Raw genomic sequence first — 12,293 nt, forward strand, 5'->3', positions numbered from 1 at the left:
GTCGGAAAAATCATTTGATGTGATCCTGCAGGGAGAAGATGGGAATCAGCATCCCTATGAAAATGGTGCCGACGAACGCGGCGATCAGGAAGAGCAGCAGGGGTTCAGCGAGAGACACGACGGACTTCAACTCGCGGTCGAGATCGGTTTCAGTCGTTCCCGCGATGCGGACGAGTTCCTTGTCCAACCGGCCGCTTTCCTCCGCGACGGATATCATTTCGATGACAGCCCCGGGGAAGAGCGATCGATTCTTCGCAAGGCTGACACCCAGCGGCTGCCCCTCCTTGACGCGATCGATGGAGTCGCTGACCGCGTCGACCAGGATCTGGTTTCCAATCGAGCGCCGCGCGACATTCAGTCCGCTGATCAGGGGGACACCGGCTCCGAGCAATGTTCCCAGCATGCGGCAGAATCGCGCCATTGCGTACTGGGCGGTGAGTGAACCGATGGCTGGAACCTTGAGCAGGGAGCCCTCCCAGGCCCGTCGTCCGCGTTCCGATTTTAACCAACTGCGGAGCACCCAGACAAGCGCGGCAATCGCCGCCGCAACCAGGAGGCCGTAGCTCCGGATGATTTCACTGATTCCGACGATGATCTGCGTGATGAGCGGCAGCTCGGCATTGAATCCCTTGAAGACCAGTTGAAATTTTGGAATGAAGAAGACCAGGAGAAAGATGATCACGGCGATTGCCAGGACCAGCAGCACGGCGGGATAGATGAGGGCGGCTGCGACCTTCGATTTCAGTTCCTTCTCCCGCGACTGAAAATCGGCGATCTGCGCGAGGACCAGGTCAAGGAATCCGCCCGTCTCCCCGGCCTCCACCATGGCGACATAGACACGGGGGAAAGTTTCCGGCGAGAGAGCCATTGCGGACGACAAGGACATGCCGTCGACGACCCGGTCGTGCAGCTCCTTCCATTTTGCCTTGGCCGTTGGAACCACCGCCTCCCGATGAAGAATGCCCAGCGCGCGGCTGAATGGGACGCCTGCAGCGAGCAGACTTGAGAGCAGCCGGGTGAAGTTCTCGAGGATCCTGGGTGTGATTTGTCGCGGGCGATGCCAGAGTGAATTCGTGGCTTTTCCCTCGGGGGATGCCGGGCGGGCCTTCGATTTTGAATCGGACTCGGAGGACAGGTTGTTCCCATTTCGTGACTCAGGTTTTGGGTGTCCCGATGAGCGATTGCTGGACTGAGCACCCTCAGTCAACCGGATCGGCTTGAGCCCGCGACCCTCGATCTCACGCAGAGCCTGCTGTCGACCGCCAGCCTCCAGCACGCCTTCGACGACTCCACCGTCTGACTGCAGGGCCTTGTAGGTGAATGCAGGCATCAGGCGACGGAGTTGCTACCGACAACGAGGACCTCATTGGACGGAGAGGCGCTCAGAATCTCGTCGATGGTCGTCAGCCCCTCCCGGACCAGGCGCCGACCATCCTCGGCGAGTGTCCGCATGCCACCATGCATCGCCGCGGCACGCAGGAGATCGGAGGAAGCGTTTTTCAGGATCAGTTCGCGGATTTCGGCGCTGTTGTCCATCCACTCAAAGATGGCGTGCCGCCCGTGATAACCCGTCTGGCGGCATTCACGACAACCGACAGCCTGGTAAACCGCGGTGTCTGTGTTAAGTCCGAGGCTGCGTTTGAAGGCTGCTGCATCCGGTCGATCGTCCGGTCGTTTGCAGTGGGGGCAGAGGAGGCGCACAAGGCGCTGTGCGAGGACCGCCTCCAGTGAGGAGGCGACCAGGTAGGGCTCGACGCCCATGTCGACCAGACGGGTGATTGCACCCGGGGCATCATTGGTGTGAAGAGTCGAGAAAACCAAGTGCCCGGTCAGTGAGGCCTGAACGGCGATTTGGGCTGTTTCATGGTCGCGAATTTCGCCGATCAGGATGACATCCGGATCGTGTCGCAGGATCGACCGCAGGCCGCGAGCGAATGTGAGGCCGGATTTTTCGGAGACCTGGATCTGATTGACTCCGCGCAATTGGTATTCGATCGGGTCCTCAATTGTTATGATCTTGCGCTCGGCATCATTGATTTCCTGCAATGCGGTGTAGAGCGTGGATGTTTTTCCGCTGCCAGTCGGTCCGGTCACGAGGACGATGCCATGAGGAAGCTGCAGGACCCGCTGCAGGCAGGCCAGCTCCCGTTGAGCCATGCCCAGATCTCGCACGCCGCGGAGTGCCGCATTCTGGCGCAGCAGGCGCATGACGACCGCCTCGCCGTGCAGCATGGGGATGATGGATACGCGGATGTCGATCTCTGCCGCATCGATCTTGACCTTTATCCGACCGTCTTGAGGAAGTCGCTTTTCCGCGATGTTCAGGTGGCTCAGAATCTTGACCCGGGCAACGATCGCAGGCTGGAAACGCTTGACCTGCGCCGGTACGGGAACGTCCTGCAGCACTCCATCGATGCGGTAGCGGATGCGCAGTTCATTCTCGAATGGCTCGAGATGGACGTCGGAAGCCCGCAGGTCGATCGCGTCCTTGAGCACTTGATTGACGAAGCGGATGATCGAGGCGTCCTCAGCCGCATCATCGAGATTGCCATCGCCGGCACCGTCGTCGTCGACGACCTGGATCGCCGTCTCACCGTCAAGGATGCCAATGGTGTCCGCGCCTACGCCGAGGCGTTTCTTCAACTCTCGTTGAATGATCTCGCCGGGCGCGAGCACCGGAATGAGGCGGAGGCCCGTGACAACCTTCAGGCCGTCGATTGCGCTGGAAAAGAACAGACGCGCCGTTGCGATTTCGATTGCATCGTCCCGGCGGCGGATGGGCAGCAGTCCATCGCGCAGGAGCAGTCGTGCCGGAAAGAGGGACAACAGGTCCTTGTCCGGGTGGGCATCGTCCAGCGTGCTGAAGGTCAGCCCGTATTCCTGCGCAAGCCAGCGCAGGGCGTTTTCCTCGGACACCGATGCCGCATCAGTCGTCGCCAGATAGGCGTGCGCATCCGTTTCCGTCAGTTGACGGGTCGTGATCATCCGACTGAGCAATTCCGGAAGGGTTCGCGAGACTTCGGGGGCTGGCATGGTGGAAAAACTGTCCGCCTAGGGCAGGAGACCCATCAGCACCGCGATGGCTTCCTGACGAACATTGAGGACGGCGCGCAATTCCTCCTGGGCGCCTGCGAGTTTTTCGGCATTCTGTTTGCGAACCTCCCGAAGTCGTTCGAGCCGCGCCTTGAGATCCGCAACCGTGGCATTGTTTTGGATGGCGGTCGAAAGGGCTTCCGCCTCGGGATTGGATCCGCCACCTGACATGCCAAAGCGGGATCGCGCACCGTCGCTGCCGCCGCCCGGCGTGCCCATGAAAACGCCGCCAAACAGGGAGTTTCGGCGCAACTCCTCCACTTTCGCGAGCCGTTGACTGATCAACGACCATTCCTCGTCATTGCTGACATCAAAACGCTGCCTCAGCGCATCCAGCATGCGTTGGCGCCGCTCTTCCAGGGACGTGCTTGCGCGGCGTTCCCTTCGAAATGAACGACCATCGGCCGGAGCGCCGTCATTGGCTGCTGAATTTGGCGACTGAGCACGGATCGTGACACACAGGCAGCCGAGCATTGCGACGATCGGAATGGCCCGGCGCAACTTGTGGTGGGACAGAGTCATGAGGATGGTTGATTGAAATGGATCAATGGCACGCGGAGGGACCTTGGGTTAGACGCCCGCGAGGGCTGGCCGGTATCATGCAAAGATCATTCATTGCTACTGCCGCTCCGGAAATTTCCATGTCCCTGCGCGACAGCGCGACAGCAATGGGATTGTCAGCCGCGACAATTGAGCTGACGATGTCCGTTGTGCACCGTTTCCTCCTGTTTTCGTGCCTTGCGGCGGCTGCGATGGGATCGCCGGCAACCTGGTCGCCGGGCAACCTGCCTCCCCTCGCTGTGGACGGGCCGACGCTGTGTCCAGGGCCCTATCTCACACCCGAGCAGGGTGCGGCGACTCTGGAGGAAGGAAGGCGCTACTTTAACGACGCTTCGACATGGAAAGCCTATGCCGCCCATGTGCGGGAAAGGGTGCAGGCGGGCGCGGGGCTGCGGCCGTATCCGCGCCGGACGCCGTTGAAGCCGATTCTCGGAGCAAAGCGCATTCATAGTGGCTACACGGTTGAGAATGTCGCCTTTGAATCCGTACCGGGGTATTTTGTTTGCGGAAATCTCTATCGTCCTGTGTCCGCCGCTGGTGGCGCTGCGCCGGTCGTGCTGTCGACGCACGGACACGGAAAGCGGATTGAGTCGGACGAGGACTACGCGCGCCAGGGGCGGTTCACGCCATGGATGCAGGCCCGTTGCGCGACGCTGGCGCGACTGGGTGCGGTGGTGCTGTCGATTGAAATGGTCGGTTACGGGGAGTCCATCGACCAGGTCTCGCAGGATGCCCACAAGCGCCCGTTTTCGCTGACGCTTCAAACTTGGAATGCGATGCGCGCGCTCGATTTTCTGCTGTCTCTGGATGGCGTGGATGCCACGCGGGTGGCGGTCAGCGGCGAGTCGGGCGGGGGCACGCAGACATTTCTTGTGACGGCACTGGACCAGCGTGTGACGCTGAGCGCCCCGGTCGTGATGGTATCGTCGTATTTCTTTGGTGGCTGCGCGTGCGAAAGCGGTCTGCCGATTCACCGCAGCGCGGATCATTATGCGGGCAATGTTTTCATTGCGGCGCTCGCTGCTCCGCGGCCGCTGCTGCTGGTGTCGGATGGCGATGACTGGACGAAGTTCACCGCGGTCAGCGAGTATCCCTTTCTCCAGCACGTCTATGGCCTGCTGGGCGTCCGTGACAGGGTTGAGAATGTACACCTCGCGGACGAAAAGCACGACTACGGCCCTTCGAAACGCGCGGCATTCCATGACTTTGTCTGCGGTCGCTTTGGACTGAATGCACAGGGGAAATCCGGCCGGGAGCTTGTGGCGGACGAGGCGGCCATCACGATTGAGGGACACCGGCAGATGCGGGTGTTCGATCCGTCCCATCCGCGACCCGCGCATGCGTGTGCGTCGATTGCCGAGGTCGAAAAGGTCCTTCGTTCCCTGCAGTGAATCGGGCGGGGTGCGGGCGAGCCTGAGGACACGCGCGGGGTCGTTTGCCTGGATGGGAAATCGATGCGGGTGATTTTTTCATGGCCGCCTGAAAGCGTTTCAGTTTGTCTGGAGATGAGCCCCGATGTTCGCCATGCGAGCAGTCTTGAGTTCGATTCCCCGGCACCCCCGAGCGCTGATGGCGGCGGGACTGGGTCTGTGCCTGCTTCTGGCACTCGTCGTGTACTGGAAGCTGAGCGCAGTGACACCTTTGGCGGATGGCGAAGCAGATATTTCCGTCATCGCGCCGCCTGAGACCGGCCCGCGGTACAGGGTGGCCGTCTGCGACTGGATGATCCTGAAGCGGCAGAACCTGGGCGCTTTTTCGCTCGCCGGGGAAATTGGAGCGGATGGCCTGGAGCTCGACATGGGCGGTTTGGGGAACCGTTCGAATTTCGACAACAAGCTGGTCGATGCCGCGATGAGGGAAAAATTTCTGGATGCGGCGCGCAGCAGCAGGGTCGAGATTGCGTCGATGGCAATGTCGGCGTTCTACCAGCAGTCCTTTGCTGAGCGGGAGAACATTGAAGCCATGCTGCGGGGGTGTTTTGAGACGATGAAGGCCATGGACGCGCGGGTCGTTTTTCTACCGCTCGGCGTTTCCGGGGACCTGGTCAAGCGTCCGCAGATTCGTCCGGCGATTGTGGAGCGATTGAAGCTGGCCGGAAGGATGGCGCAGGAGTACGGGGTGGTGGTTGGAATCGAGACTGCGCTGGATGCCGCGGGGGAGGTCCGGCTTCTGGACGAGGTGGGGTCGCCTGCGGTGAAGAGCTACTTCAATCTGTCGAATGCGCTGCAGAACGACCGCGATGTCTCAGCCGAGATCAGGCGGCTGGGGGCGCGTCGCATTGTGCAGATTCATGCGTCCAACACGGATGGCGTGTGGCTGGAAAAGGATCCGCAGGTGGACATGAAGCGGATCAAGGCGACGCTCGATGAGATCGGCTGGCGCGGATGGCTGGTGGTGGAGCGCTCGCGCGATGCGCGGCGGGCAAAGGATGTCAGATACAACTTCTCCGCGAACGTAGGCTACTTGAAGCGGATCTTTCAGGGGCGGTGAGGGGCCGCGAAATGCGATGAAGTCCACCCTCCTTTCGCTGCGGTTTTCTTGCTGCAGGTGCTTTCGCGCAAGCTGGTTTCGTTCATCGGATTCGCAGAAGTCGACGTCTGTGCCTCGGAGGGATCATGACGCATGCCAAAATGGCAATTGCAGGGACTGCACTTTCGCGCAATGGTGTTCCGCATGCCGTCAACCACTTACCGCCATCTGACAAGGATCCCCGGCATTCGTTCTGGCCGAACGATTGTTGAAGGAACTCGTATTGGCGTGCATGATGTGGTGAGCCTCTTCGTCAATGGTTCGAGCGTGGATGAAGTTTGTCGCAGCTTCCCAGGCGTCACTCGGGCGCAAGTTTACGAATGCCTCGCCTACTACGAGGATCATCGAGTTGAAATCGACGCTCTGGTTGCCCAGCAGATGAGTGAGGGACATGCGTGAGATTTCTTCTGGATCAGGATGTTCCGGAAGTCATTGCGCTGGTCTTGCGTCATTGGGGACACGGAATTTCGAAAGCTCAAGAGGCTCGTGTTCCGCCGCAAACGGTTTTGGACCGACGCAATTGTTTTCTGGCCAGCCGGGTGCGGATGTGTTGCAGAAGGTGACCGCGTCCGGCAGGTTGGTGCCGGTGTCCGGAAAACCATTCCATGAGCACTTATCTTCCTGATCCGTCCCGTTATTCCCGTGTTCCCTATGCGCGGTGCGGTCGGAGCGGGTTGATGATTCCGCGGATATCCCTGGGGCTGTGGCACAATTTCGGGAACGTGGATGCGCTCGAGAATCAGCGCGCCCTTCTGCGCCGGGCTTTCGACCTCGGCATCACTCATTTCGATCTCGCCAACAATTATGGACCGCCACCCGGCTCCGCTGAGGAAAACTGCGGGCGGTTGCTGCGTGAGGATTTTTCGAGTCATCGCGACGAGCTCGTGATTTCGACAAAGGCTGGGTATTACATGTGGCCCGGGCCCTATGGCGAATGGGGGTCGCGCAAGTATCTGCTTTCGTCTCTCGACCAGAGTCTCAGACGCCTCGGGCTGGATTATGTCGACATTTTCTATCATCACCGCCCGGACCCCAATACTCCGCTCGAGGAAAGCATGGGTGCGTTGTCACATGCCGTGAAAAGCGGCAGGGCCCTGTATGTCGGGCTGTCGAACTACAAGCCGCCTGAGGCCGAGAAGGCGATCGCGCTGCTTCGTGAAATGGGGACGCCCTGTCTCATCCACCAACCCAAGTACAGCCTGTTCGCACGCGCGCCGGAGGCGGGGCTTTTCGGTGTGCTTCTTCGAGACGGCGTCGGGTGCATTGTCTTCAGTCCGCTGGCGCAGGGATTGCTGACGAACCGGTATCTGAACGGCATCCCGACGGATTCACGCGCGGGGAAGAGCGACTACAAGTTTCTTCAGCCCGATGCACTGACGCCGGCCGTGCTCACCTGCATTCGGGCCCTCGATGGAATCGCGCGCGAGCGCGGTCAAACGCTTGCGCAACTGGCGCTCGCCTGGGTGCTGCGGCAGCCCGCGGTGACTTCCGTGCTGATTGGCGCCAGTCGCACGGCGCAGCTCGACGACAATTTTGGCGCGCTTCAGAATCTGAAATTTTCGGATCAGGAACTCGCCACGATCGAACGGATTCTTGCTGCCAAGGGGGGATGAGGCAGCGCGCTCAAGCGTTGCAGTGACTTGGATGGGGTGGCAACCCCTTGGTTATTCGCTTTCCTCGTCGTCGTCGGTCGGACGCTCGAGCTCCTCGCGGCACTCGTTTATCACGCGAAACCAGATTTCACGCAGATCGAAGAGCTTTGGAAAAATCTCATCACGCATTGCCTGCACATGCCGGCCCCCATCAAGCCTGGGGTTCGTCAGAAGGGAGAAGCATTGGTTCAACTCGCGGAGCGCACGCTTGAAAAGACTTATCGCCATGGCGTAGTCGCCAAAGTCGAGTGCATTGACGGCCAGCATGGCCTGCTCCTCGCAACGGTACAGTGCGGAGTGGACTGACAATGCGAATGCCTGTGGAATGCGACTGGGATCCGCAGCCTGCTTTTCCCATCCCTGCTTCAGGCTCTGACAGATGGCCTTCGTAGAGATAAAAATTGGATTCTTGTGGACGGTGTAAGGCTCGGAATCGTCGGAGTCCTCGGCCTCATTTGAGGCGGCAGTCTCGGGCGGGCCGTCATCATCATCGCTGCTCCACGACTCCTCGTCCCAGCCCATCTGGTGGGCCACCAGATCGATGCGGTCGGGCTTGGTGCGGTGCTTTTCGTACAGCTTCAAATACCTGAAAACCAAGGCATCCTGAGTGCGAAGGTAGTTTTCCCAGTCAAACTCGTTCCAAGCGAGTTCGCCGCGATCATCCCATTCGTTCTCAAAGGAGCCGTCAGATTCAGAATTACTCATTTCGAGGCACGACAGAAGTCGTGATGAGCAAGCTGCGTTCAAGCGGGGGAAACGCAATGAGAAAACCCTGATCGGGTCTGTGGTCGAGACTGGAAGTCACACCAGCATCGCGCATGCGCCGACGTGGACAGGGAATGCTGAAGTCACGGGAGCGAGGCGATTTGAGGATTCCGCGACATCGAATCTGCCGCGGAAAAACGAGCCGGTTCTGGGAGCATCGACTCGGCATGTGGTGACGAAATGTCGACGCTGGAGATACCCGTGAAGAAAATCCCAACAGAGGCAATAAATGCTATTGATTTGTTTTAATACCCTTTCAATCTAGCTGTGAACATGAACCAGATTCATCGTGAAGAGGTCTTTTTCTCGGGAAGGGTGCAGGGCGTGGGGTTTCGTTACTCGACGCGCCAGGTGGCGAAAGAGTATGAAGTGACGGGAAAAGTGGCCAATCTTGCTGACGGGCGCGTGCATCTTGTGGCTGAGGGAAATCACCGTGAGGTCGATGCGTTCATTGCTTCCGTCGAAGAGCGCCTGCACTTCCACATTCGAAAGATGGAGCGGCGCGTGCTGGCAGGATCGGCGGAGTTCAAGGATTTTGTCATTGGGTAGGCGCGATGACACCCGCGGTCGAAATGGTGGGTGTGAGTCATGAATATTGTGGAGGGGGACTCCACCGAACCGTCCAGGCACTGAAGGATGTCACATTCAGCATTGGAGAAGGCGAGATGGTGGGGCTGCTTGGTCCGAATGGCTCCGGCAAGAGCACGCTCATAAGAGTGGTGCTGGGGTTGTTGAGGCCGACCTCGGGTGTGGTGCGCATATCTGGCGGCCCCCCGGATTCATTGGCCAGCAGGATGCTCGTTGGCTTCGTGCCGGATTCCCCCTGCTACCACCGGCATCTGACAGCGCGCGAGCTGCTCGATTTCTATGCGCAACTGCACGGAATCAGCCGGCACCTGCGGCGAACACGGGTAGCGGCGGTGCTGGAGGAAACCGGCATCGGCCATGCGGCGGATCGCAGGATTGCGGGATTCTCGAAGGGGATGCTTCAGCGGCTCGGATTTGCGCAGGCCATTCTTCATGAACCGCGCATGCTGATCCTCGACGAACCCGGCAATGGTCTGGATCAGGACGGCATCGATCTTGTGGGCGGCATGCTGGCGGGATTTCGCGCGCGCGGAATAACCGTGCTCGTGGCGTCGCATCAGATTTCCCTCATGGAATCGGCGTGCGATCGGGTCGTGTTTCTTGTCGATGGACGGCTGGTGCACATTGAAACGCTGGCGGAAACACGGAATGGACTCGGTGGCGAGGCTGTCGGTGCGCAACGGAGCGTGGTTGAGCTGCGCGGAGAGCCTGGATTGCTGGGTGTCTATCGCGCAGTGGTGAAGTCGGCGCGCGGCGGGCGGCGCGCCGCATGACGAAGTGCAAGGCCGTGGGTGCATTGAAATTTGGTTGCTCGGGGCGCAGGGTGGTGGCGGTCGCGAATCAGGCGGTGCGGGAGGGCATGCGCCATTGCGTGCCACTTGGTTTCGGGCTGGGGATCCTGTTTCTTGTCGCGGGTGTCGGGATCCTGCGAAGTCTGCATTTCGGGACTGATCCCGTTGAATTTGTCAGCGGGCTTGGGCTGGCGGGGATGTCCGTTTTTGGCTGGTTGTGCACGATCGTTCTTACGGTGCAGTTTTTTCATGGAGAGTTTGAGGCCCGCACTTCGCGCATGCTTTTCACGAGGCCGCTGGGTCGGTTTGAATTCGTGCTTGGCAGGTGGCTGGGAACGGTGGTGCTGATGGGCGTATTTTTCGCTTCGGCCGCAGTGGCTCTCACTGGCCAGGTTGGCCTGATGGCGGATGCGGACGCCGGTGGTGCGGGGTGGCGGCACTGGGAAATCGTGTCGGGCGGCATGATCGCGTGGTTCAAGTGTGCGCTGCTCGCGGCCGCTGTGCAGTGCGCAGCGGCGGCGTTGTGTGGACGTCTCCTGGCAACCATGGCGGGAGTGACGATCCTTGTCATTTGCCATGCGCGTCCGGTGCTCGACGATGCGGCGCGAAGGATTGGGTCGCCGATTCTGGAGATGATCGTCCGGGGTGTGGCGAGGGCGGTTCCCGATTTTCCCAGTCTCGACATTGACCCTTTGCGAAGTGGAAGCGTCATGGACTTTCTCGGCGCAATTTCCCCGCCCATGCTCCATGGAGGCGTTTATCTTGTCGGACTGTTGATCGCGGGCGGGCTGATCCTGCGCGGAAGAGAGGCATGAGATGCGGGGAGGCTTGCCATGGGCATCGGCATTGCTGTCCGTCGCTGTGATTGTGGCGGCGGCATGGCTTGCCGACGCCGCGCGCGGTGGAAGTCAGCGCGCAGTGGGGCAGCTCACGGACGGACAGGCGCGGGGTGGGGACCTATCGGCGGCAACAGGCGTTGGGCGGCAATTCAAGGATGGAAAGCCCGGTGGCCCGCGTGTCGCGCTCGCGGATCTGGTCTGGATCGCGATGTCGAGTCGCTGGGAACAGTCGGAAGCTGCCGCGACGCTGCGTGCGGTGCGGCTGGCGACGGTGTTGAATCCGCGCTCGCTTCACTTTTGGGCCAACGGTGCGCGAATCATCGCCTTCGATATCGCCGCCTGGCGGATACGCGAAGCCGAGGCGCGCGGCCATGTGCCGGGCGCGGAAAAACGGCGAATACGGGTCAGTCAGGGACTTGAGGCTTTGCGTTTTCTGGACGAGGCGTACGCTCAGTTTCCGGAAAGCTCCCTGCCCTGGATCGAGAAGGCGCAGATCGAACTGCACGCGATGGGCGACCGCCAGGCTGCAGCCAGGAGCTTTGCAGTGGCGGCGGTTTGCGATGACGCACCGGATTTCTGTGCACGCCTGGCGGCGGAACTGCAGCGTATAGAAGGGCGTGCATCGGAGTCTCGGGCTTTGCTTGAATCGCGACCGGGTTCGATCATCGTTTCGAGCCAGCCGTAGAAACTGGCCCTTCTGGATGCGAATGGGACAGTTTCACTCTGTCGCCGAGGCTTTGGCAAAGTGGATCCGAAATATTCTTATTACTAACAAGTTATGGTACGAAATGGATTTGATTCTGAAAAAGATGTTGAGTGATGCTTAATATTGTGTAAGTTTACTAATTAACTAAACAATATGTCTGAAACCGGAACCCATCTGCATCCGATCTTTGAGCGCGTGATTTCGCGCCTTGAGAAGGAGAAGCGGCTTAAGCAGACGGCGCGAGCCATCTGGCTTTTTGGGCTGAGCGGTTCCGGAAAGTCCACGCTGGCAGTCGCGCTTGAACGCTCTCTCGCGGATCAAGGAGTGACCACCCACCTGCTCGATGGCGACAATCTCCGGACAGGGCTGAATCGCGGGTTGGGATTCAGCGACTCCGATCGTTCGGAAGGGCTTCGGCGGGCGGCGGAGGTTGCCAGGCTGTTTGTGCAGGCTGGAATCGTGACGATCTGCTCCTTCATCACTCCGCTGCGGAGCCAGCGCGAAACGGCCCGGCAGGTCCTTGGGCGGGAAGATTTCCTCCCCGTGTACGTGAAGGCCAGTTTTGAAACATGCGCAAAGCGGGATCCCAAGGGATTGTATGCCAGAGCGGCGAGAGGCGACCTGGCGCAGTTTACGGGACGCGATTCCGCGTTTGAGGAACCGCTGGCGGAGGAGTCCGTTTTTGTCATCGATACAGATGCGTTGTCGCCTGCGGAGTCATCGACGCGACTCCTGGAGCATGTTTGCGCGCGGATTCATCGGTAGGCAC

General features: G+C 60.1%; 13 protein-coding genes. 9 read left to right on the top strand and 4 right to left on the bottom strand.

The genetic code is table 11. From position 1 onward, the window contains the following. Nucleotides 1-10: 10 nt before the first annotated feature. Genes HS122_09310 through HS122_09320 form a run of 3 tightly spaced genes read right to left on the bottom strand, consistent with a single transcriptional unit; the run spans nucleotide 11 to nucleotide 3,615 of the window. Nucleotides 11-1,330 (bottom strand): type II secretion system F family protein, encoded by a 1,320-nt coding sequence (locus tag HS122_09310; protein MBE7538594.1) that lies wholly within the window; start codon nucleotides 1,328-1,330, stop codon nucleotides 11-13. Continuing rightward, the gene (tadA, locus tag HS122_09315) at nucleotides 1,330-3,033 is read right to left on the bottom strand and encodes a Flp pilus assembly complex ATPase component TadA (protein ID MBE7538595.1); all 1,704 of its coding nucleotides are present in this window, start codon (nucleotides 3,031-3,033) and stop codon (nucleotides 1,330-1,332) included. Before tadA ends, HS122_09310 begins: the two co-directional genes overlap by 1 nt. 18 nt (nucleotides 3,034-3,051) lie before the next feature. Beyond that, on the bottom strand, nucleotides 3,052-3,615 hold the full coding sequence (locus tag HS122_09320; GenBank protein ID MBE7538596.1) for a hypothetical protein: 564 nt from the start codon (nucleotides 3,613-3,615) through the stop codon (nucleotides 3,052-3,054). Nucleotides 3,616-3,794: 179 nt separating this feature from the next. Here HS122_09320 and HS122_09325 point away from each other — a divergent pair, with 179 nt between their 5' ends. The 4 genes from HS122_09325 to mgrA all read left to right on the top strand — a co-directional run bounded on the left by HS122_09325 (nucleotide 3,795) and on the right by mgrA (nucleotide 7,796). Then, nucleotides 3,795-5,045 carry an acetylxylan esterase gene (locus HS122_09325; protein ID MBE7538597.1) on the top strand — a complete coding sequence of 417 codons (1,251 nt, stop codon included), beginning with the start codon at nucleotides 3,795-3,797 and terminating at the stop codon, nucleotides 5,043-5,045. A gap of 178 nt (nucleotides 5,046-5,223) precedes the next feature. After that, the gene (locus HS122_09330; GenBank protein MBE7538598.1) at nucleotides 5,224-6,144 is read left to right on the top strand and encodes a sugar phosphate isomerase/epimerase; all 921 of its coding nucleotides are present in this window, start codon (nucleotides 5,224-5,226) and stop codon (nucleotides 6,142-6,144) included. A 132-nt stretch (nucleotides 6,145-6,276) separates the two neighbouring features. Beyond that, a complete protein-coding gene (locus HS122_09335; GenBank protein ID MBE7538599.1) occupies nucleotides 6,277-6,582 on the top strand; it encodes a DUF433 domain-containing protein in 306 nt (101 codons plus the stop codon). Nucleotides 6,583-6,788: 206 nt separating this feature from the next. Next, on the top strand, nucleotides 6,789-7,796 hold the full coding sequence (mgrA, locus tag HS122_09340) for an L-glyceraldehyde 3-phosphate reductase (protein ID MBE7538600.1): 1,008 nt from the start codon (nucleotides 6,789-6,791) through the stop codon (nucleotides 7,794-7,796). 51 nt (nucleotides 7,797-7,847) lie between these two features. Here the strand turns inward: mgrA and HS122_09345 are convergent, their stop codons facing one another. Beyond that, nucleotides 7,848-8,540 (bottom strand): hypothetical protein, encoded by a 693-nt coding sequence (locus HS122_09345; protein MBE7538601.1) that lies wholly within the window; start codon nucleotides 8,538-8,540, stop codon nucleotides 7,848-7,850. Nucleotides 8,541-8,873: 333 nt separating this feature from the next. On the opposite strand from HS122_09345, the gene HS122_09350 reads away from it, so the two are divergent. From HS122_09350 to cysC, 5 genes are all read left to right on the top strand, one after another. Then, nucleotides 8,874-9,149 carry an acylphosphatase gene (locus HS122_09350; protein ID MBE7538602.1) on the top strand — a complete coding sequence of 92 codons (276 nt, stop codon included), beginning with the start codon at nucleotides 8,874-8,876 and terminating at the stop codon, nucleotides 9,147-9,149. A 5-nt stretch (nucleotides 9,150-9,154) separates the two neighbouring features. Continuing rightward, the gene (locus tag HS122_09355; GenBank protein ID MBE7538603.1) at nucleotides 9,155-9,961 is read left to right on the top strand and encodes an ABC transporter ATP-binding protein; all 807 of its coding nucleotides are present in this window, start codon (nucleotides 9,155-9,157) and stop codon (nucleotides 9,959-9,961) included. Further along, a complete protein-coding gene (locus HS122_09360; GenBank protein MBE7538604.1) occupies nucleotides 9,958-10,794 on the top strand; it encodes an ABC transporter permease in 837 nt (278 codons plus the stop codon). Before HS122_09355 ends, HS122_09360 begins: the two co-directional genes overlap by 4 nt. 31 nt (nucleotides 10,795-10,825) lie before the next feature. Further along, nucleotides 10,826-11,503: a hypothetical protein gene (locus tag HS122_09365; protein ID MBE7538605.1), complete on the top strand. Its 678-nt coding sequence runs from the start codon at nucleotides 10,826-10,828 to the stop codon at nucleotides 11,501-11,503. 174 nt (nucleotides 11,504-11,677) lie between these two features. Beyond that, a complete protein-coding gene (cysC, locus tag HS122_09370) occupies nucleotides 11,678-12,289 on the top strand; it encodes an adenylyl-sulfate kinase (GenBank protein ID MBE7538606.1) in 612 nt (203 codons plus the stop codon). The last annotated feature ends 4 nt before the right edge of the window (nucleotides 12,290-12,293 follow it).

This window comes from Opitutaceae bacterium, from assembly GCA_015075305.1.
Classification (GTDB): Bacteria; Verrucomicrobiota; Verrucomicrobiia; order Opitutales; family Opitutaceae; genus UBA6669.